This is a genomic window from Desemzia incerta, from assembly GCF_900115825.1.
Classification (GTDB): Bacteria; Bacillota; Bacilli; order Lactobacillales; family Carnobacteriaceae; genus Desemzia; species Desemzia incerta.
The window spans coordinates 15642-36796 of the sequence record NZ_FOXW01000011.1 but is presented as its reverse complement, the minus strand read 5'-3'; the positions used below and the strand labels follow the sequence as shown (position 1 = coordinate 36796).

Genomic DNA, 21155 nt, shown 5'->3' with positions numbered 1-21155 from the left:
CCTATTGGCTTACAATATCGTGAACTTCATGCGAACATTGTGTTTTACCAATGAAACGAAAGGGTATCAGGTTTCTACTATTCGCTTATTTCTCTTTAAAATTGCTGGAAAGATAGTTCATTCCGGAAGAAGACAATACTTGAAATTAAGTAGTTACCATGCTTACCAAAAGCTATTTTATCGGATTCTACAAAACATTCAGGTACTGCAGTGTTAGTTGCGTTTATTGCGCCATTCAAAAAAATTCGTTAACCATCCGATAGGATGAGTGCTCCCAAAATGAGGTCTTTCTTGAACTTAATCAGTTAGCAAAAATAAATTAAACCCTTTAGAAAAATATTTTTGAGAAAAAGAGCCATTGAGCATAAAACTAAACAGATAATTATAAAATTTGGTAGTTTATAAAAAGTATGAATTATTCAGGTAAGATAAACAAAGAAGCTTTGACAAATTTGGAAGGTTCTCTTGGGTATGTATTTAAAAATGAACAAATTCAAATGATTGTTGGAGCAAATGTGAATGAAGCATACAATGATTTTTTAGAAGTATCAGGATATGATGATAAAAATCCACGAAAAAAAGAAGCCCTAGAAGAAGCTCAAGATCAGAAAAGAAACTTTAAGTACTATGTTGATTTAGTAGGGGGCTTTTTTGCAGAACTATTTATGCCGATTGTACCAGCTTTAATTACTGGGGGAGTAATTTTAGCCGCTAATAACCTTCTAATCAACTATTTTAATGTATCTCCAGAAAGTGGAACAGCTCAAATCATTTTAGCTATTTTCAGTGCGGCTTTCTCTATGTTGCCTATATACTTGGGTTATACTACTGCAAGAAAGTTAAAACTTTCTCCAATTTTGGGTGCCTTTTTAGGAGCAATATTAGTAAATCCATCTATTAGTGCTGTAGAGGGATTAGACTTTTTAGGTATTCCAGTTACAACTGTAGATTACGGTGGAAGTGTTCTGCCTGTTATTCTTGGGGTACTGTTTATGTACTACGTAGATAAAATTTTAGACAAATTGATACCAGAATTTATTAAGTACTTCCTCAAACCATTCTTAACAATGCTAATTGTTGTTCCGTTTACGTTGATTCTATTTGGACCAATTGGAACTATTTTAAGTCAGTATGTAGGTAATGGTATTACGTGGTTGATGAGTAATGCTGGATTTATTGCACTACCAATATTATCTGCTCTATATCCTTATATGGTTATGTTAGGATTAGATAAAGCAATCATGCCAATAGGGTTCCAAGCAGTCGAGACATTAGGGTATGATCCTGTGGTTGTGGTAATAGGATTTATTTCGAACTTGTGTATTGGTGCTTCTGCTTTAGCTGTAAGTAGATTCGTCAAAGAAAACAAAGAAAAAAGTGGAGCTTATTTTTCATTTGGATTAACAGGAGTATTTGGGATTACTGAACCCGCATTTTATGGCGCATTAATCGGTCGTCCTAAAGCACTAATAGGAACTGCAATAGGTGCAATCAGTGGTGGGATATTTGCTGCTATTTTCGCCTTAAAGAGTTTTGTAATGGGAGGCGCACCTGGATTATTTACCTTGTTATTCTTCTTAGACCCTGATGGATCTATGAGCAATATGATTATAGCTCTTTTAACAGGTGCAATATCTATAGCAGTTTCATTTTTCGCAACTACTTTTATTCTGAGATACGATAAAAAACGAAATGAAGCCCATACTTTATCAAATGAGGCTGTGCTTGATAATGAACAACAAACTGGGCGATGATGTAAGCTCTTTGCTAAAATTGTTAAAAAATTCCCGATCGGTTCTAAAATATAGGGAAGCCCAGTTTTGCCAACTATAATGTTTATTTACTAGTATTAGTTTCTCAATAAGAATCAATAATTTAGTAAACGATAAAGGTTGTAAAAGCCCTAAATTGGCTTGGATAAATCTATATATGAATACTAAGACTAAGCTATTTCATTTCCCTCCAAATTTTCTCTCAAAAGAAAATTTGGAGTTTTTCTTGGTCTATCTGCGCCTTTTACGAGATTACATATTTAGTGGACGGCCTATTGAAGCCAGTACAAAATCATTATGGTTGCCTCTTTATTTTTAGTATGTTATTTTGTTCTTATTCATGTTAAAAAAATATGAGAATGATTTGTTTTTAATGAGGAGGGGAATTTTGTAGTTTTTTTTGATGTGGATAATTTAAAGGGGGAAAAGGAATGAAGAAGAAAAAATTAGCGTCTTTGGCTACATTAGGCGCAGTTGGGTTGTCATTAGTCAGCCCACTTGTTGCCAGTTCACCTGTTTCAGCTGAGGGGACAGCATGGGATTCAGAGCGTTATGGGGATACACTGGATGTGGATACTTATTTGGAGACTCTCTCAGAAGATGACGCCTTTTTAAAGGAAGCGGCACAAAAAGTACAACAGCAAACAGCTGACATCAATTTTGATTCTGCTGAAGCCAGTTCCGACAGTGCAGCTGAAGAAAATTTTACATATAATGGCGGAACCAAGCTTTTCTTGGATTACAATTTGCAATTGAAAGAGTACACATTGCGCAGTGTGGGAGAGAACGTTGAGATTTGGGTAGCGAATGATACTGGCTATCCAGAAGGCGATCCTCGTCCAGATCCGGTAGTGACACAAGCACAAGTGGACAAGTTGCGGACTGAATTTGACAGCAACATCTATCCACAAGCGACTTCCTTTTTTGGAACACCAGATGTTTTAGATGGGACGAATGCTTTACTAGAATCGATGGGCATTCCGGACGATTATTATGCCGGTAGTGAGAAAGTCATGCTGATGGTGGATAACGTGCAAGATGAAAATTACTTTGATCCGACATATCCGAATTATGTGGCAGGATTTTTCTGGCAGACATTGGAACTTTATACGGACCGCAATATGATTACGGTGGATACATCGGATTGGGAAAATCGTTTAGACCCAACGTACTTTGGAACAACGATTCATGAATTGCAACATTTGATTCATGCGGACAATGATGCAGCGGAAGAAACGTGGATCAATGAAGGGATGTCAACGTTCTCTGAGTATCTTGGAGGATATGGCCACAACACAGGGGCCATCAATTATTACTTGGATCATCCAGAGAATTCCCTCGTCAATTGGGATGACCACCGTTACGCGGAAACAGGTCCAGAAACCATTGCAGATTATGGGCAAGTGTACCTGTTTACTTTATACATGAATGACCAATTTGGCCAAGAGTTTATTCGTGACCTGGCATTGAGTGACAAACAAGGGATCGAGAGTGTCAATGAAACGCTGGCGAATCACGGAACAGGATTAGACTTTACTCAGCTGTATCAGAATTTTATGGCTGCTTTAGTGTTGGATAATGATCGCCACGGAAATGAAGAGTATGCTTTTAACAGCATTGATTTACGCGAGGTTCCTGTAGATAATGCTGGGACTCCTAGAGGCATTACCGTCAACTTTGAAAAGTCAGAACTCTATGAGAAGTCTGGTGTCCCGGCATGGGGCGGTGACTTCAAAGAACTGAAATTTGAAAGCAAAATCGACAACATCTCCTTCAACGGGGTCGATTTCCTTCCTCAACAGTGGCAACAAGTTGCGGATCCGTTGAACGCAGACAACACTGTTTTCTGGGGGAATCAAGGAGATGAAGCAGACAACCGGTTAATCTTCGAAGCTGATTTGACAGGAGTAGAGACAGCTACTTTAGAATTTGACCAACTCCTTCAAATTGAAGACACTTGGGATTATGGATTTGTACAAGTTTCAACGGACGGTGGAGCTACATGGGAAAGTTTAGCCAATGAAAACACACGCAGTGATACAGCAGATGGTGTTTACCCAACAATTGTGGAAAATCTCCCAGGGTTTACGGGAGTGAACGAGGAATGGCAAGAGGAATCCATTGATTTATCGGCTTATGCAGGCGAATCGGTCTTGCTGTCGTTCCGTTATTTAACAGACTGGGCGAGTAACGAAGCCGGTTGGTATGTCGACAATATTTCCATCCCGGAAATCGGCTATGCCAATGATGGATCATCTACCGACGAATTTAAAACGTTAGATGAAGCTACGGGCAAATATGTTCACTACACGGTCAGCTTTATCAATGAACGTGTAGTAGGCAATGGAAAAGGCCAAAAGACAAACACGAAAGTCATTGAGGTCGATCCATTTAATGTGACTCAAGAAGATGCGTTGCAATTGAATCAACTGTTCCAAAACGGGAAAAACTACATGATTACGACTTACGCAGCTCCGGCTGGGAAAAGAGATCCTGTAGAATTCACTTATGAGATTCAGTTGAAACAAAACAACGGAAATGGCAACGGAAATTCAGGAAATAACGGCAAAGGGAACAAATAGTTAAGTGGAAACGAGTCGGGATAACCGGCTCGTTTTTTTGCTGCTGCTTTCAATATCCTTGTAGTGCCTTTTTATGAGAGCAGTTTCCGTTATGATAGTAAAGGAGAAATTTACATAAAAATGTGTACTCAAACTAAAGAATTACATATACAAAAGATAAAAGAAAAATTGGGTTAAGAAGAAGGCTGCGAATTTATATTTTTCTTAACAGCATTAGGCTATAATACAACTAATTAATCTATGCAGACACATACTACGAGAATCGTGAAAGGAGATTATTATGTTTGATTCATTTGATTACGGTTGGCTTAATGTGGGGAGTTTAATTTTGGGCTTGGTTGCCTGGTTCATTCCCGTTGTTAGTATAGTACGATACAAAAAAAGAAAAACTAAATTTCCATTTGTCCTGCCCTTGTTGAGTATGGGGGCCTGTGCTGGCGCCTTATGGCTTCAAATTTCCTTTAACAATTACTTAGTCCAAATTCAAGATTGGACTGCACTGATGGATACGACTAGCACCTTAAACTGGGTATCCGCGGTGCTTCTTATTGTAACTATCCTATTAAATATCGTTAGCGCGATGGTGATACACAAAAATATAATTTCCGAGTAACAGTGTTTCAAATGGATAGGCGTTTTGCTAGATGAATTTTAAGTTAATTTGATGATTGACACTTGAACATTTGCTTGTTATATTAGATGAAAATAACAAACATTAAATAATGATTAGAAAACACAGTGAAGAGGAAAGTACATTTTACAGGAAACTCAAAGAGAACCCCTATTGGTGAGAAGGGGTAGTGGAATTGAAATGGAAAATGGCCTTGGAGTGGATTTGTCGACAGTTCCATTGGACTTTAGATGAATACGGGTACGCCCGTTATAGTGTCACAGTATAACTGAGTCAAATGAACTCGGCGTACTGGATGAGGTAAAAGCTGTGAGGCTTTTACAAAACAAGGTGGTAACACGAGAGATGAACTTTCTTCCGTCCTTGCACAAAGATTTTTTTGTGCAGGGGCGGATTTTTTTATGAACTTTTTTTAAAATAGGAGGGATGATCGTGCCGATAAAGGTTGATCCACAATTACCGGCTGCACAAAAGTTAGCCAGAGAGAACATCCAAAATATGGAAGGCGAGGTAAGTGCAGAACAAAAGAAACTATCCTTACGATTATTGATTTTGAATTTAATGCCGCTGAAAGAAACAACTGAAGAGCACTTGCTGCGGTTGGTGGGAAATACACCGCTGGAGGTAGAAGTCGTTTTTTTGCGCACGAAGAGCTATCAATCGAAGAATACCTCGGCTGCTCATCTGGCTGAGTTCTATCTAACCTTAGAGGAAGTTCGAGATGAAAAATTCGATGCGATGATCGTCACCGGCGCTCCAGTAGAACATCTTGCTTTTGAAGAGGTTGCTTACTGGCCTGAGCTGGTAGAAATCATGGAGTGGAGCAAGAGCCATGTTTACTCCACTTTTTACATCTGTTGGGGCGCTCAAGCTGGCCTCTACTATTTTTACGGGTTGGATAAATACCCTTTGTCAGAGAAACTATTTGGAATTTTTGAACATAGCGTATCTGATTCCAAAGCAAGTCTTCTTAAGGGAATGGACGATGTCTTTTACCTCCCCCATTCCCGCCATACTGGAAACCATAAAGAAGCCATAGAAAAAACAGCTGAGCTGGAAATACTAGCGGAGTCAAATGAAGCAGGGGTCGCCCTCATTCGCAGTCGGGATAATCGGCAAGTGTTCATTACCGGGCATGCGGAATACGATGCGGATACATTGGAAAAAGAATATATGCGTGACCTGGCGAAAGGGCGGTCAATCGCCGTTCCCCAAAATTACTATCCAAATGATGCCCCATCTAAATCGCCTATAGTTCGTTGGCGGTCTGCAGCTCATTTACTCGTCAGCAACTGGTTGAATTATATTGTCTACAATGGAAGCACTTATAAAGCAGAACAAACTATTGGAAAGCCATAAAAAAGGAGAGATTTACGATGACAGAAAAAAACTATCAATTTGAAACTCAACAGATTCACGAAGGACAGCATATAGACGAGACTGGTTCTCGTGCGGTTCCTATTTACCAAACGTCTTCTTATGTATTTGACAATGCGGAGCAGGCTGCTGGACGTTTTGCCTTGACTGAACCAGGCAATATTTACACCCGTTTGACTAACCCGACTACGGCTGTGGTGGATGAACGTGTCGCTGCATTAGAAGGCGGTACAGCCGGTCTTACCGTTGCTTCCGGGTCGGCAGCCATTACTTATGCGATCATCAATATCGCAGACAGCGGGGATGAGATCGTGTCCGCTTCGACGCTATATGGTGGTACGCACAATTTATTCAGTGTGACATTAGAAAAGTTGGGTATCCACACTACTTTTGTAGACCCTGACGATCCAGAAAATTTTGAAGCGGCCATTACAGATAAAACAAAAGCCATTTTTATTGAATCCATCGGTAATCCAGGAATCAACTTGATTGATATCGAAAGAGTGGCCGAAATCGCTCATAACCATAACATCATCTTGATTGTGGATAACACCTTTGCTACCCCTTATTTGTTCCGTCCTATTGAATGGGGAGCAGATGTGGTTGTCCATTCTGCTACGAAATTTTTAGGCGGTCATGGAACAACAATGGGAGGCGTGGTTGTGGAATCTGGGAAATTTGACTACAAAGCCAGCGGAAAATATCCGGGCTTCACTGAACCAGATTCGCATTATAACGGCTTAATATTCGGTGATTTAGGGGCGGGTGCATTTACTACTAAAATTCGCGCTCAGTCACTTCGGGATATTGGCGCTTCTATCAGCCCAACGAATTCATTCCTGTTGCTTCAAGGCATTGAGACGCTTTCTCTTCGAATCGAGCGTCATGTAGAGAATGCTCGAAAAGTGGTTGACTATTTAAAAAATCATCCGCAAGTGGATTGGGTAAATTACCCTGAGTTGGAAGACAGCAAATACAAAGAATTGGCAGACAATTATTTTCCTAAAGGAGTCAGTTCGATCTTTACATTTGGGATTAAAGGCGGGCGAGAATCTGGGGTTGGTTTCATCGATTCCCTAAATCTATTCTCTCATTTGGCGAATGTCGGGGATGCGAAATCCTTAGTTATCCATCCTGCAAGTACAACACATTCTCAGCTCCATGGTGATGAATTACTGAAAGCCGGTGTTACAGAAGAACAAATCCGTCTCTCTGTTGGGATTGAACATATTGATGACATTATTGCTGACTTGGAACAAGCTTTCCAAAAAATTGCTAATGAGAAACTGGTGAAAGAGGAAGTATAATTTATAGAGGTTAGCGACTTATTTTAGGGAGGAACGACAGTGAAGAAGTATCTAGTATTGCAAACTGATTTCGGTTTAGGGGACGGGGCAGTTAGTGCGATGTATGGAGTTGCCCATACGGTGAGTCAAGAAATTGTAGTGGAGGATTTGACACATGATATTCCTCCGTATGACATTTGGTCTGCATCTTATCGTTTGTTGCAGACAGTACCTTATTGGCCAGAAGGAACCGTCTTTGTATCGGTTGTGGATCCCGGAGTAGGTAGTGAACGAAGAAGTGTCGCGGTGAAAACAACATCTGGTCATTATGTAATCACGCCGGATAACGGATCTCTGACTCATTTAGAATTGAATTTAGGGATTGAAGAAGTGCGTCAGATTGATGAAGTCAAGAGCCGTTTGCCTCATTCGGAAGATAGTCATACCTTTCATGGAAGAGATGTTTACGCATATAACGGAGCGAGACTGGCTTCTGGCGAAGTGACATTTGAAGAGTTAGGGTCCGTGGTCGAAACGACCAGCTTAACGGTTTTGGAAACTGTTCCGATAGAAGTTAAGGAAGATGCGGTAACAGGCAGTATCGATATTTTGGATATTCGTTTTGGATCGCTGTGGACTAATATACCATTAGAAGTCGTTAAGGAAGCAGGCATTCATCCGAATGACACTGTACAAGTCACGATTTACAACAAACAAGTGAAAATCTATCAGAATAGCCTCACATTTGTCCGTTCATTTGCAGAAGTGGAAATTGGGCAAGCCTTGGTGTATGTGAATTCATTGGTCAACATTGGAGTTGCCGTTAATCAAGCATCGTTTTCGCAAATGTATGATATTGGAATAGGAAAAGATTGGATCATTCAAATCAAAAAAGTGGGAACAGTTTAACCATTAGAGGAGGAAGTTAAGATGAAAGAAACGTTTTCAGTAAAAACAATTGTAGCAATAGGGATCGGGGCAGCAGTATTTGTCATATTAGGACGTTTTGCAGTTATTCCAACGGGGATTCCAAATACGAACTTAGAGACAGCTTATCCTTTTTTAGCCTTGATGTCCGTTATTTTTGGACCCGTAGCTGGGGGATTGATTGGATTAATCGGGCATACGATTAAAGACGTGACTACATATGGTGCATGGTGGAGCTGGATTATTTCATCTGGTTTAATCGGCGTGATCTTTGGTTTAGCAGGACGCAAAATCAATCTGGAAGATGGTGTTTTTGGCAAAAAAGAAATCATTCGTTTTAATATTTGGCAAATTGCCGGAAACTTGATTGTTTGGGCTGGAGTGGCTCCTTTATTAGATGTATTGATCTATAGTGAACCAGTTAATAAAGTTTTTGTTCAAGGACTAGTAGCATCATTAGTGAATAGTGTCTCTGTAGGAATCATTGGTACGTTATTGATGGTCGCATATGCCAAAACAAGAACTCCTAAAGGTAGTTTAGTCAAAAAATAAACAAAAGAAGTATTTAATGAGATGAGGGTAAGGGATAGAATGAGCAAGAAACCAATCATTGAATTTAAGCAGTTTAGTTTTCAATATCATAGCCAAGCAGAACCGACGTTAAAGGATATCGATGTAACCATTTATGAAGGCGAAAAGGTACTTGTTGTAGGTCCAAGCGGTTCTGGAAAATCCACGTTTGCTCATTGTATCAATGGATTGATTCCGAATTCTTATACAGGTGAGATCACAGGCTCAGCGTTCATCAACGGAAAAGAACTGGCAGAATCTTCTTTAATGGATTTATCTTTTGAAGTGGGAACGGTGTTGCAAGATACGGACAGTCAATTCATCGGTCTAACGGTTGCAGAAGACATCGCTTTTGCCTTAGAGAACGATGAAGTTCCGCAAATGGAAATGAAAAAGCGTGTCCAGCACTTTGCAGAAGTGATCGGTTTAACAGATCATCTGCGATATCGACCTCAAGATTTATCAGGCGGTCAAAAGCAACGTGTTTCAATGGCTGGCGTATTGATCAATGAAGTGCCATTGATGCTGTTTGATGAACCTTTAGCTAATCTGGATCCAGCAGCAGGTCAAAAAACGATTGAATGGATTGATGAACTTCATAAAACAACCCACACCACGATTGTCATAATCGAACATCGCTTAGAAGATGTCTTACATCGGAGAGTAGACCGTATATTAGTATTTGATGATGGGTGCATTATTTATGATGGTGAACCAACGGCTTTATTGCGTACGAATTTATTGTCTGAAGTAGGGATTCGTGATCCGTTATATGTAACAGCTATGAAGTATGCCGGAATTGATTTGCAACAAGTAACTTCATTAGCACATGTGCACGAAGTTGCGGGGCCGAATTTGAAAGGGATCATGGAAGAGTGGCAAGCTTCTGTGTCCTATACGAAAGAAGCAGTCAGGTCAGAAGAATTATTACGCATCGAAAATCTATCTTATCGTTATAGCAGACGAGCTCCCTGGGTCTTGAAAAATGTTTCGGTTGCTTTTAAAAAGGGCGAGATGATCAGTATCGTCGGTCAAAATGGTGCTGGAAAATCTACTCTGTCTAAGGTGATTTGTGGATTTGTTCGTACGAAAAGTGGAGATCTGTCTTGGAAAGGAACCGATTTTTCTGCATACAGCATCAAAGAACGGGCAGATCACATTGGCTATGTGCTTCAAAATCCAAACGAAATGATTTCAAAAACGTTGATTTATGATGAAGTAGCACTAGGACTGGTATTACGAGGTTTTTCAGAAAAAGAGACCGATGAGCGAGTAAAACATATATTGGACATTTGCGGACTAGCACCTTTTCAAGATTGGCCGATCAGCGCTTTAAGTTACGGACAAAAAAAGCGGGTAACGATTGCGTCGATCTTAGTTTTAAACCCAGAAATGATTATTTTAGACGAGCCGACTGCTGGACAAGATTTTAAGCATTACACAGAAATCATGCAATTGTTGGAAAAATTGCGTAAAGATGGAATCACTGTTGTGATGATTACACATGATATGCATTTGATGTTGGAATACTCTACGCGTGCGCTCGTTTTTTCAAAAGGCCAAATGATTGCAGATACTGAACCAGTAAAAGTCTTAACAGATGAAACATTAACCACTAAAGCCGCTTTGAAAGAAACATCATTGTTTACGTTTGCTGAGCAATTGGGGTTGGGTGATCCTTATACGTTTACTGAACAGTTCATTGCTTACGATCGTGAGGTGCGTAAAAATGAGTGACCAACAACTATTAGGGTATATTCCAAATCAAACGGTTTTGCATCGCTTAAGTGGAGCAGCTAAACTTATTTGTTTCATTTTACTATCAGCTATTGTTATGGTGGGATACGATACGCGCTTTTTATTGGCCGTTTCTTTATTTTCAATCACGCTATTTAAAATTTCTGAGATACGCTGGCATGAGATATCATTTGTCGTTAAATTCATTGTAGTGTTTTCCGTCTTAAATTTAGTAACGGTATATGTATTTGAGCCAGAATACGGAGTCCAGCTGTATGGAAATCGACATCTGATATGGGAAGGGATCGGACGATACACGCTCACCCAAGAACAGTTATTTTATGGGGTGAACTTAGTGTTGAAGTATACGGCGACGATTCCTTTAGCGCTGATTTTTATTTTAACGACGAATCCCAGTGAATTTGCAGCAAGTTTGAATAAAATCGGCATTCCGTATAAAATCAGTTATTCTGTAGCACTAGCTTTACGCTATATTCCAGATGTCCAAGAATCCTTTCATCAAATTGGTTACGCCCAACAAGCGCGCGGTATGGAAACGTCCAGTAAAGGAAAGTTAAAAGATCGCATCAAAGGTACTGCAGGAATCGTGATGCCATTGATCTTTTCCAGCTTGGATAGGATTGATACTATTACGAACGCGATGGAATTGCGGAGATTCGGAACCCGGAAGAAACGAACATGGTATGCCGAAGAAAAATTCAAAAGAATAGATTATCTGGCTATCTCCCTTGTAGCAGGAATGACTTTTACGGGTATCTGGCTTTTTGCAGTGAACGATGGTCGATTTTACAATCCGTTTGTTTAAAGAGCCTAATTAAAAGATTCTATTAATTCTAAACGGTATTGTGAACTAAGGGAATTATATCTCACGATAGATACTAAAAAAGGACAAGAGATCTGAGTAAGCAGATTTCTAGTCCTTTCTTTGTACGTTATTCTGGTCGATAAGCTTCTACCAATTCAATCATTTTTTTGTTAAATTCTTTTTGGAAATAAGTAGTATTGTCTAGATTCTTGTTGATAATGAGGCTGATATAAAATTTAGGCGCATTTTTGATCGGGACTCTTACCAGTCCAGGTCGGTCTTTTACTAGAATATCACTCATAAATGCCAGCATATTAGTAGACGAAGCAATCGACAAGGCGGTTTGGATTTCTTTTGTGTAAAGAGTTTGCGGTTGATCGATGTTGCTGCTCTTTGTCCACTCTTCGAAGATTCGCTCATGCGTGTACCCTTGAGTCAACGAGACAAACAATTCTTTTTGGATATCAGATGCCGTAACGATAGATTTCTGTGCCAATGGATTCTCAGGAGATACCCAAAGCGCCATTTCTTCTTGTTTCAATGGAACCTGCAAAATGGAATTATCTTCAAAGCTAGGTACATCACTTCCGATAATGGCTAAAGGTACTTGGCCTTTACGTACTAAATCATACATCACATCTGAACTTTCTTCCTCAATCAGTTTCATAGCAGAAGAGAATTTATCCAGACGAGGCATAAACTGGGGCATGAAGCGTCCGCCGATGGTCGGCAAGAAGCCAAAGTACACGACTTCGTTTTTTAAATCATGTATTTCTTCAGAAATCGTATCAATTGTAGTTAAAATTTGAGTAGAATGTTTGAGAAGGATTTCACCAGTCTCGGTTAAGGTCAAGTTCTTGTGAACTCGTTTTCTATCAATCAAGACTGTATCCAGCTCTTTTTCCAAACGTTTAAGCGCCATTGAGATAGACGGTTGTGACACATAGAAATGCTTTGCGGTTGCGGTAAAATTAAGAGTTTTAGCTAAGTGGTTAAAATACACTAAATCTTGTAAATTCATTGAAGGCTCCTTTGCTCACTTGTGAAAGATATAACATAAACAAAACGTATAATAAATAAAGTATTTATAAATATTATTTATAGTACCATAAAAACACAGTATTTCATAACTAAAGAAAAACATGATATAGTTTACGTACCGAAGCGCTTACAAAATATTAGTAAAAGGTGTGGTCTTTTGAAAATAATCAAACAACTATCATGGATTTTCTTGTTCTCCCTTATTGGAGAAGTCCTATCTATTTTGATTGCTTCATTTATTGCAATCCCTGGGAGCGTAATCGGGCTGGTCTTATTATTCCTAGCATTACAATTGAATGTATTGAAAGTGGAGCAAGTAGATGAAGTCGGCACATGGCTGACGAGTAATATGGGAATCTTTTTCGTCCCAGCGGGTGTGGGATTGATGACGAACTTTGGTGTCTTAGCGGATACTTGGTGGCAACTGTTGATCATTATGGTCGTCACAACGATATTAATGATGGTATTTGTCGGAAAAGTGGTCCAAAGCATCAAAGGATTAATGATGAAAAATACGGTGGTAAAGGAAGGAGAGGGGTCGCGTGCTTGATAGTATATTAAACAGCCCAATGTTATGGATCTCATTGACTGTCGGGTTGTATTTGCTGGCAGGAAGGTTGAAAGAAAAGTGGCCTAAAAACCCTTTGTTCACGCCGTTAGTATTCGCGATCGTTATGATCATTATGCTGTTGCTGGCAACAGACATTTCCATAGACACTTATAACACAGGCGGACGATTCTTCAGCTTGTTCGTTACACCAGCTACGGTAGCTTTAGCGATCAAATTGAAAAAGAATATTGTGTATTTGAAAAAATACTATGCAGCTATATTATCAGGAATCGTTTCAGGAGTTATTTTCCATACGATCATGATCTATGCTTTTGCCTTACTGTTCCAATTTGACCACAATATGGGGGCGACGTTGCTTCCTAAGTCGATTACTACAGCTATTGCAGTTGGGGTCTCTGACTCTTTAGGCGGCATTGTTTCTCTAACTGTTGCGGTCGTTGTTTTTACCGGCGTTATCGGAGCCGTTGTTGGGCAGACCGTTTTCAAGATTTTCAAAATCGATGATCCGGTAGCTCAAGGGGTCGCTCTTGGAAGTTCGTCTCATGCAATGGGGACAACGAAAGCTATTGAAATGGGCGAAGTACAAGGCGCCATGTCTGGATTATCGATCGTGGTGACAGGACTGATTGTAGTGGTTTTAGCACCATTGACTGTACCGATCACAAATTTATTATTTTAATCTCAATTAGGTTATACTTTAAAAAATGACAATACTCAAAAAAGGATGGTTGAAAAATATGGCAGAACAAACAATCAAATATGATGCACCAACAGTAGAACAAGAAATCGAAGTAGTCAGCACGTACCGTCTTGAAGACCAAGCGCGTGCAGTAGTTCCTAAAGGCGGTTTCGACTATATCTCTGGAGCTTCCGGCGAAGAATACACGTTGAAACAAAACAATGAGTCTTGGAAAAACAAAGGAATCTTGCCTCGCGTATTAGCAGATGTGGAAAATCCAGATACTTCAACATCTATTTTAGGTCATGACATCAAAGTTCCATTCATCATGGCACCGATCGCAGCTCATGGATTGGCTCATGAAACAAAAGAAGCAGGAACAGCTAGAGGGATTTCTGAATTCGGCGGAACGATCATGTCGATCAGTGCTTATTCTGGAGCTACATTTGAAGAAATCGAAAAAGGCTTGAATGGCAATCCTCGTTGGTTCCAAATCTACATGAGTAAAGACGATGACATGAACAAAAATATCTTGGATGAAGCGAAAGCTGATGGCGCGACTGCGATCATTCTAACGGCTGACGCGACATTGAGTGGAAACCGTGAAAAAGATTTGCTGAACAAATTCGTGTACCCGTTCGGTATGCCGATCGTGTCTCGCTACTTGACTGGTTCAGGTAAAAACATGTCACTAAACAACATTTATGCTCAATCGAAACAAAAAATCTGTCCCGCTGACGTGAAGTTCATCGCTGAATACTCAGGATTGCCTGTATTTGTCAAAGGGATCCAAACCCCTGAAGATGCTGTCTTGGCAATCGGTGCCGGCGCATCTGGTGTCTGGGTTTCTAACCATGGTGGTCGTCAATTGGATGAAGCACCAGGATCATTTGATACACTGGAAGAGATTGCTAAAGCAGTCGCTGGTCGCGTGCCGATCGTATTCGACAGCGGCGTTCGTCGTGGAGAGCACATCTTCAAAGCTCTAGCAAGCGGTGCGGACATTGTTGCTGTGGGTCGTCCGGTGTTGTACGGATTGGCTTTAGGTGGTTGGAAAGGTGTTAAATCAGTTTTAGACTACTTCGAAAAAGACTTGAAACGTGTTATGCAATTAGCTGGTACACAAACGATTGAAGACGTGAAAAATGCTCGTCTGTTCGATATGAAAAAATAATTAGTTGATTTTTAAAAGTGCCGGGTCTTCCGTTGTGGAGGACCGGCACTTTTTTTGTTGTTTCTCGAGCTTTTGAGCTGCAAATGACTTACCTTCCAGTTGTTATGTGGATGTCTAGTCGACAAGTATGTGCGAAAAAGGTGTTGAGATGTGAAGTAGGAGGTGTCTACTTGATAAGTTGTCGCGAAAAAGGTGCTGAGATGTGAAGTAGGAGGCGTCTACTTGATAAGTTGACGTAAAAAAGGTGCTGAGATATTAAGTAGAAGGTGTCTACTTAATAAGTTGGCGTGAAAAAGGTATTGAGATGTGAAGTAGAAGGTGTCTACTTGATAAGTTGGCGTGAAAAAGGTATTGAGATGTGAAGTAGGAAGCGTCTACTTGATAAGTTGGCGTAAAAAAAGTGCAGAGATGTGAAGTAGGAGGTGTCTACTTGATAAGTTGTCGCGAAAAAGGTGCTGAGATGTGAAGTAGGAGGCCTCTACTTGATAAGTTGACGTAAAAAAGGTGCTGAGATATTAAGTAGAAGGTGTCTACTTAATAAGTTGGCGTGAAAAAAGTATTGAGATGTGAAGTAGGAAGCGTCTACTTGATAAGTTGGTGTGAAAAAGGTGCGAGGATGTGAAGTAGGAGGTGTCTACTTGATAAATTGGTGTAAAAAAGGTGCTGAGATGTGAAGTAGGACGCATCTACTTCATAAGTGCACGCAAAAATAGCGTGAAGATGTAAAGTAGCTAGCGCCTTGGCGCCAGACAAACTAAATAAGCCAAAATTTGAAGTGAGCAAAAGAATAGTCATGTGCGATTAAATTTGTGCAAAATAAAAAAGGTAGTTCGCTGTTCATGCATATATTAATAGTAAGAAGAACAGTGAGGAATGTGAAGCGATGGCTTTTAAAGAGCGGACAAAACCAAAACGTTTACGGGTGATGGAGTTATTAAGCAGACGAATGAATCTATCCAGAGATGAAAGGAACAAATTTCTTTATTGGGTAAAAGGATACAAAGGGGAAATCCAATTTGACGTGCTAACCCAAAAGCTGAAGTGTGATTGTCTGATTTTAAATGATTTATTTCTAAAGGTTAATGGGAAGCAATTTCAAATTGACACTTTGATCATCACGGCTAAAGGCATTTATATCTATGAAGTGAAGAACTTTGAAGGGACTTATTATTATGAAGGAACTAAGATGTATAGTGGTCGCAGCCGAAAAGAAGTTTATGACCCTCTTGACCAAGTGAAACATGCCTCTACCTTGTTGCGACAATTGATGCAGCAAATGGGGTACAGTTTGTCTATAAAAACAGTTATCGTTTTTATGAATCAAGATTTCGCGCTGTACCAAGCTCCTATGTTGGAGGAATTAATATTGCCTGGTGCATTGAAAGCCCACTTAGCAGAAGTCAGTGAGATTTCTGGTCAATTGAGTCAGACGCAGCGTAAGTTTGCTGAAGAAATAAAAGCATTGCATATAGAGGATGTATCGTTGCGCGAGGTACCTTATTATGAAGAGTCTTCCTTGAAGAAAGGCGTTATTTGTTGCGAGTGTGGAACTTTTATAGAAGAGTATACCCAGAGTCTTTATAGTGTCTGTCCTATTTGCCATCATAAAGAACGAATCAGGGATACGGTGATTCGTCAGTTTGAGGAATATAAGCTCTTGTTTCCGGATCAAAAAATAACTAAGGCAGTTCTCCTCAAATGGAGTGACGGTCGGCTGTCCGCTAATAGAATCGCTTATACATTGAAACAAACTTATAGAGCCGTGGGTACTGGAAGATGGCGCTACTACGAGTAGTGAAAAAACAGTTGAATAATCGCCCAAGAAAGTTACAATAAAAGAAAAAGAAAGGGTGGTCGTTATGCCATTTGTCCATGTGGAGTTAGTTGAGGGGCGTACTGCGGAGCAAAAAGCTGGGCTGGTCAAAGATATCACTGAAGCAGTTGTGAAAAATGCAGATGTTCCAGCGGAGCGCGTACATGTGATTATTAATGAAATGAAAAAAACGGATTATGCTGTCGGTGGGGAGCTGCTCGGATAATCATACAAAAAAGGCTCTTCTACCTGGTCAAGTGCCGGAGTAGAAGAGCCTTTGTTTATGCAGTTTTTTTCTTTTGTTTGTAGAAGTAGATCGGCAAGCCAATAGCAGTCAGGAAAATGCCGAGAGCTGTGTTGACCGGCTGTGTCAGCAAGGTATTTACTACGATGAAGCACCCACCAATGATCGCGATCAAAGGAATAATTGGATACAATGGCGCTTTATACGGGCGAACCAAGTCAGGTTCTTTTTTGCGCAAAATGAAGACTGCGACAAAAACCAGCGTGTAGAAAATCCAGATGACGAAAATCAGTAAATCAGTCAGCTGATTGTATTGTCCTGTAAAAATCATGATCACTGCAATCAATAACAGTAAAATCGCACTGTTAGCAGGGACTTGTTGGCGATTGAGTTTCTTCAACTGGTTGCTGAACGGCAATTCGTTGTTCAATGCCATGGCGTAAGGAACGCGAATTCCGGTCATCGTATACCCATTAATGGTTCCGAAAACGGAAATCAAAATTCCGATGGTAACCAATTTTCCGCCTGCGTCCCCGAATATCAAATGAGCTACATCAGCAGCAGGAGTCGGGGTTGCGCCTAGAGCAGCAGCCGGCATCACTTGCAAGTAAGCCAAATTGATCAAGATATAAATACCCATAACAGCTGTCAAACCAGCGACGATGGCTTTTGGCAAATCTTTTTTCGGGTCTTTCATTTCGCCGGCGATGGCGCCAACGTTGATCCAGCCGTCATACGCGAATAAAGTGGCTACTAAACCGGTCCCTAATTTGGAAATAGTGGATGTCGGAGCTAGATTTTCCGGCAGCAGTTGGAATTGAACATCACCTTGGTACAGCAATCCGAAAATGATGATGACGAATAGCGGCACCATTTTAGCAACCGTTGCTACAGACTGTAAGCGCCCGGCTTGCTGCGTTCCCATCAAATTAGTGACGATGATCAAGACCGCCGCTGCGATAGCGATGGGAATCGTATACTGTGAATCTAAGCCGGTCAAATTGATGGCTTGTGTAGCAAAAATGATGGATAATGCCGCGATATTGGCTGGAAAATAAACCATAGTTTGTGCCCAGCCTAATAAGTAACTCACTAGCGGACCGTAAGCACGGCGTAAATAAACGACCATACCGCCAGTTTCCGGAATAGCAGCGGACAGTTCTGCTGTCGTCAACCCACCGCAAATTGTGATCAGCCCGCCCAATAACCAAGCTGCTAAGCCTAAACCAGCCGTTTCAGTGGCTTGGTACACAGCTTCAGGCTTGAAAAATACGCCTGATCCGATAACGGTCCCCATTACGATAGTCAAAGCTGTGAAAAAAGACAGCTCTTTTTTTAAACCTTTAGATGTTTCTTCCATATGTTATTCTCCACTCTATGTTCTTTCTTATAAATGCAGTCTTACATTTTTTCAACATGCTCCATTGTACAATAATCTGTATCACGAAGAAAGAGATTAAGAACTTTGTTTCTAAACTCTTACTAATGGGCTGTAACCTTTATATACCAACATTTTCTTATCAAATAAACATCCAAGATTACTTGGGAAGAAAAGAAAACTTTCAAAAAGATAAGAGAAAGTGCTTGCATGAAATTTTAAAAGATGGTACATTCTATGTGTAACCGGTTTCACATTTTAACTTTTGAAAGTGAGGATTCAATATGACAACCATCAGAGAAGTAGCGAAATTAGCAGGAGTGTCCGTGGCTACTGTGTCCAGAACATTGAACAATAGCGGATATGTCAGTGAGTCTACACGAAAAAGAGTTGAAAAAGCCGTCAAGGAACTAAATTTTTACCCTAATGAAGTAGCCAGATCACTGTTTCAGAAGAAATCAAAGTTGATCGGATTGCTGCTGCCGGATATCACGAATCCTTTTTTTCCAGCTATTGCAAAGGGAGTAGAAGATGGAGTGAACCAACGCGGATACAGTTTATTGTTGGGGAATGTGGAAGATGACGCAGAAAAAGAGAGCGATTATTTAAAAATATTTGAGCAAAACAATATTGCCGGAGTCATTTCAGCGGTACAAGGCAGCGCGGCTAAGTTGAACAACATGCCGTTGGTTCTATTGGACCGTGTGAACAGCCATCAAGAATATGCTGTTCATTCAGATGATTACGCAGGGGGCAAATTAGCTGCACAAGCTGTAGTGGAAAGAAACCCGGAAAAAGTCGTGATCATGGTTGGTCCAAAAAGTGTTGCTGGTTCAGCAATGAGATTGGCTGGGAGCGAAAAAGTCTTGCAAGAATCACTGGTTCCTTATGAAGTGTTCCAAACCGCCAGCTTCCAATTGAATTTGGCAGAAGAAACAGCCGAACGATTCTTTGAGCAACACCCGGATGTTGACAGTGTAATCGCCTCCAATGATGTATACGCATTGGCTGTCATGAAAGAAGCCATCAAAAGAGGGATGAACATTCCCGAAGACCTGCAAATTATCGGTTATGACGACATGCCGTTCAGCAGAATGATGTACCCAGGTTTATCAACGATTGCCCAACCTGCTTATCAAATAGGCTATCAAGGAGCAGAATTGTTGTGCAACATCCTTGAAAAAGGATATGCACATGAAAATCATATTCAACTGCCTGTGACCTTGAAACTAAGAGAATCATTAAGAAAGAAGGATTTAGATGAATAAAATGATGGTTATTGGAAGTATTTCAACAGATTTTGTAGTAACAACAGACAAAAGACCAGAAGTAGGAGAAACGATTACCGGAACAGGATTTGAAACGACATTTGGCGGAAAAGGAGCTAACCAAGCAGTAGCAAGTGCTCGACTGGGTGCCGATGTGTATATGGTCGGAACAGTAGGGAGCGATATTTTTGGAAAAGAACTGCTCTTGAATTTAACAACTAACAAGATTCATACAGACTATGTGGAACCCGTTACATACGAGCCATCTGGTTCAGCTCACATCACGATTGCGGACGGAGACAACAGCATCGTCTACATTCCGGGAGCGAATAACGAGATTGATACAAGTCGAATTCAGTCTTTAAAAGAAGCTATCCAATTTGCTCAAATGGTCGTTGTACAAAATGAGCTGCCACAAGAAGTGGTGGATGAAATTATTGAGTTGTGCTTTGAGAGTAATGTAAAAGTGATTTACAATCCGGCGCCGGCTCGTGAAGTACAGCAAAGTATTTTAGAAAAAGCGACTTACTTTACACCGAATGAAAGTGAGTTCCATCAGCTTTTCCCAGATATGACGATTTCTGAAGGGTTAGCAAAATACCCGAATCAATTGATTTTGACGATGGGATCTAAAGGCGTTTATTACCATGATGGAGAAAGCGAGAAACAAATTCCTTCTTATAAAGTACAGCCGGTAGATACAACCGGAGCAGGAGATACCTTCAATGGGGCATTTGCTGTAGCGATTTCTTCAGGGATGAGTATGGACGAAAGTATTCGTTTCGGAAATTTAGCTGCTTCATTATCGATTCAAAAATTTGGTGCTCAAGGTGGCATGCCTTCGTTAGCAGAGATGAAAGAGAGTGAACACTTTGAAAAAACTTGGAATATTAAATAGCGACATTGCAAAAGTACTGACAGACTTAGGACATACAGATAAAATCGCGATTGGAGATGCTGGATTGCCGATACCAACAGGCGTTAAGAGAATTGATTTGGCGATTGCGTTATCCGATCCCTCTTTTATCAAAGTGTTAAAAGCGGTATTGAACGACATGAAAGTAGAAGAAGTAGTGTTAGCAGAAGAGATCAAAGAACAAAATGCTTCTCAATTAGAAGCTATCGAAGCTGAACTTGTGGAAGAAGAGCGCATCACTTATGTGAGCCATGAGGAATTCAAGCAACAATTGAAAGATGTAAAAGCAGTGATTCGTACAGGAGAAGCAACCCCGTACTCCAATATTATTTTACAATCAGGCGTTTTATTTTAGGAGGTGTG

19 protein-coding genes and 1 other annotated feature are annotated in these 21155 nt (G+C 40.3%); of the genes, 17 read left to right on the top strand and 2 right to left on the bottom strand.

Going from position 1 to position 21155, the window contains the following annotated elements:
- From BM137_RS10905 to BM137_RS10860, 9 genes are all read left to right on the top strand, one after another.
- Positions 1–217, top strand: a 217-nt coding sequence (locus BM137_RS10905; protein WP_177192568.1) for a transposase, incomplete at its 5' end; no start/stop codon positions are given.
- Between the two features lie 193 nt (positions 218–410).
- Entirely contained in the window at positions 411–1754 is a 1344-nt protein-coding gene (locus BM137_RS10900; RefSeq protein WP_092481202.1) for a PTS transporter subunit EIIC, read from the top strand.
- 449 nt (positions 1755–2203) lie between these two features.
- On the top strand, positions 2204–4354 hold the full coding sequence (locus BM137_RS10895) for a choice-of-anchor J domain-containing protein (RefSeq protein WP_092481201.1): 2151 nt from the start codon (positions 2204–2206) through the stop codon (positions 4352–4354).
- A gap of 729 nt (positions 4355–5083) precedes the next feature.
- Positions 5084–5353 (top strand) — a binding site (T-box leader).
- A 64-nt stretch (positions 5354–5417) separates the two neighbouring features.
- On the top strand, positions 5418–6344 hold the full coding sequence (locus BM137_RS10885; RefSeq protein WP_092481199.1) for a homoserine O-succinyltransferase: 927 nt from the start codon (positions 5418–5420) through the stop codon (positions 6342–6344).
- Between the two features lie 17 nt (positions 6345–6361).
- Positions 6362–7669 (top strand): O-acetylhomoserine aminocarboxypropyltransferase/cysteine synthase family protein, encoded by a 1308-nt coding sequence (locus tag BM137_RS10880; protein WP_092481198.1) that lies wholly within the window; start codon positions 6362–6364, stop codon positions 7667–7669.
- 39 nt (positions 7670–7708) lie between these two features.
- Positions 7709–8557 carry an SAM hydrolase/SAM-dependent halogenase family protein gene (locus BM137_RS10875; RefSeq protein WP_092481197.1) on the top strand — a complete coding sequence of 283 codons (849 nt, stop codon included), beginning with the start codon at positions 7709–7711 and terminating at the stop codon, positions 8555–8557.
- Positions 8558–8578: 21 nt separating this feature from the next.
- A complete protein-coding gene (locus BM137_RS10870; RefSeq protein ID WP_092481196.1) occupies positions 8579–9127 on the top strand; it encodes an ECF-type riboflavin transporter substrate-binding protein in 549 nt (182 codons plus the stop codon).
- A gap of 39 nt (positions 9128–9166) precedes the next feature.
- A complete protein-coding gene (locus tag BM137_RS10865; protein ID WP_092481195.1) occupies positions 9167–10882 on the top strand; it encodes an ABC transporter ATP-binding protein in 1716 nt (571 codons plus the stop codon).
- A complete protein-coding gene (locus BM137_RS10860; protein WP_092481194.1) occupies positions 10875–11708 on the top strand; it encodes an energy-coupling factor transporter transmembrane component T family protein in 834 nt (277 codons plus the stop codon). The genes BM137_RS10865 and BM137_RS10860 overlap by 8 nt, the downstream gene beginning before the upstream one ends.
- Before the next feature lie 127 nt (positions 11709–11835).
- Here the strand turns inward: BM137_RS10860 and BM137_RS10855 are convergent, their stop codons facing one another.
- Complete coding sequence (locus BM137_RS10855) at positions 11836–12729, bottom strand: LysR family transcriptional regulator (RefSeq protein WP_092481193.1); 894 nt, start codon at positions 12727–12729, stop codon at positions 11836–11838.
- Between the two features lie 177 nt (positions 12730–12906).
- Here BM137_RS10855 and BM137_RS10850 point away from each other — a divergent pair, with 177 nt between their 5' ends.
- The 5 genes from BM137_RS10850 (at position 12907) to BM137_RS10830 (ending at position 17212) form a co-directional block, all read left to right on the top strand.
- Positions 12907–13299: a CidA/LrgA family protein gene (locus tag BM137_RS10850; protein ID WP_092481192.1), complete on the top strand. Its 393-nt coding sequence runs from the start codon at positions 12907–12909 to the stop codon at positions 13297–13299.
- Positions 13292–13999 carry an LrgB family protein gene (locus BM137_RS10845; protein WP_244887696.1) on the top strand — a complete coding sequence of 236 codons (708 nt, stop codon included), beginning with the start codon at positions 13292–13294 and terminating at the stop codon, positions 13997–13999. Before BM137_RS10850 ends, BM137_RS10845 begins: the two co-directional genes overlap by 8 nt.
- Before the next feature lie 58 nt (positions 14000–14057).
- Entirely contained in the window at positions 14058–15173 is a 1116-nt protein-coding gene (locus BM137_RS10840; RefSeq protein ID WP_092481191.1) for a lactate oxidase, read from the top strand.
- 883 nt (positions 15174–16056) lie between these two features.
- Entirely contained in the window at positions 16057–16968 is a 912-nt protein-coding gene (locus tag BM137_RS10835) for a nuclease-related domain-containing protein (RefSeq protein ID WP_092481190.1), read from the top strand.
- 64 nt (positions 16969–17032) lie between these two features.
- The gene (locus BM137_RS10830; protein ID WP_092481189.1) at positions 17033–17212 is read left to right on the top strand and encodes a 2-hydroxymuconate tautomerase; all 180 of its coding nucleotides are present in this window, start codon (positions 17033–17035) and stop codon (positions 17210–17212) included.
- A gap of 55 nt (positions 17213–17267) precedes the next feature.
- Here the strand turns inward: BM137_RS10830 and BM137_RS10825 are convergent, their stop codons facing one another.
- Positions 17268–18590 carry an APC family permease gene (locus tag BM137_RS10825; protein WP_092481188.1) on the bottom strand — a complete coding sequence of 441 codons (1323 nt, stop codon included), beginning with the start codon at positions 18588–18590 and terminating at the stop codon, positions 17268–17270.
- A 302-nt stretch (positions 18591–18892) separates the two neighbouring features.
- Here BM137_RS10825 and BM137_RS10820 point away from each other — a divergent pair, with 302 nt between their 5' ends.
- Genes BM137_RS10820 through rbsD form a run of 3 tightly spaced genes read left to right on the top strand, consistent with a single transcriptional unit; the run spans position 18893 to position 21147 of the window.
- On the top strand, positions 18893–19876 hold the full coding sequence (locus BM137_RS10820; RefSeq protein WP_092481187.1) for a LacI family DNA-binding transcriptional regulator: 984 nt from the start codon (positions 18893–18895) through the stop codon (positions 19874–19876).
- Positions 19869–20774: a ribokinase gene (gene rbsK, locus BM137_RS10815; protein ID WP_092481186.1), complete on the top strand. Its 906-nt coding sequence runs from the start codon at positions 19869–19871 to the stop codon at positions 20772–20774. Before BM137_RS10820 ends, rbsK begins: the two co-directional genes overlap by 8 nt.
- A complete protein-coding gene (gene rbsD / locus BM137_RS10810) occupies positions 20749–21147 on the top strand; it encodes a D-ribose pyranase (protein ID WP_092481185.1) in 399 nt (132 codons plus the stop codon). Before rbsK ends, rbsD begins: the two co-directional genes overlap by 26 nt.
- Positions 21148–21155 lie beyond the last annotated feature (8 nt).

What these genes read in the sequence shown, in the direction of transcription:
- BM137_RS10900 (WP_092481202.1), top strand. Translation starts at nt 411, where the DNA reads ATGAATTATTCAGGTAAGATAAACAAAGAAGCTTTGACAAATTTGGAA.
- BM137_RS10895 (WP_092481201.1), top strand. Translation starts at nt 2,204, where the DNA reads ATGAAGAAGAAAAAATTAGCGTCTTTGGCTACATTAGGCGCAGTTGGG.
- BM137_RS10880 (WP_092481198.1), top strand. Translation starts at nt 6,362, where the DNA reads ATGACAGAAAAAAACTATCAATTTGAAACTCAACAGATTCACGAAGGA.
- BM137_RS10870 (WP_092481196.1), top strand. Translation starts at nt 8,579, where the DNA reads ATGAAAGAAACGTTTTCAGTAAAAACAATTGTAGCAATAGGGATCGGG.
- BM137_RS10865 (WP_092481195.1), top strand. Translation starts at nt 9,167, where the DNA reads ATGAGCAAGAAACCAATCATTGAATTTAAGCAGTTTAGTTTTCAATAT.
- BM137_RS10860 (WP_092481194.1), top strand. Translation starts at nt 10,875, where the DNA reads ATGAGTGACCAACAACTATTAGGGTATATTCCAAATCAAACGGTTTTG.
- BM137_RS10855 (WP_092481193.1), bottom strand. Translation starts at nt 12,729, where the DNA reads ATGAATTTACAAGATTTAGTGTATTTTAACCACTTAGCTAAAACTCTT.
- BM137_RS10840 (WP_092481191.1), top strand. Translation starts at nt 14,058, where the DNA reads ATGGCAGAACAAACAATCAAATATGATGCACCAACAGTAGAACAAGAA.
- BM137_RS10835 (WP_092481190.1), top strand. Translation starts at nt 16,057, where the DNA reads ATGGCTTTTAAAGAGCGGACAAAACCAAAACGTTTACGGGTGATGGAG.
- BM137_RS10830 (WP_092481189.1), top strand. Translation starts at nt 17,033, where the DNA reads ATGCCATTTGTCCATGTGGAGTTAGTTGAGGGGCGTACTGCGGAGCAA.
- BM137_RS10825 (WP_092481188.1), bottom strand. Translation starts at nt 18,590, where the DNA reads ATGGAAGAAACATCTAAAGGTTTAAAAAAAGAGCTGTCTTTTTTCACA.
- BM137_RS10820 (WP_092481187.1), top strand. Translation starts at nt 18,893, where the DNA reads ATGACAACCATCAGAGAAGTAGCGAAATTAGCAGGAGTGTCCGTGGCT.
- rbsK (WP_092481186.1), top strand. Translation starts at nt 19,869, where the DNA reads ATGAATAAAATGATGGTTATTGGAAGTATTTCAACAGATTTTGTAGTA.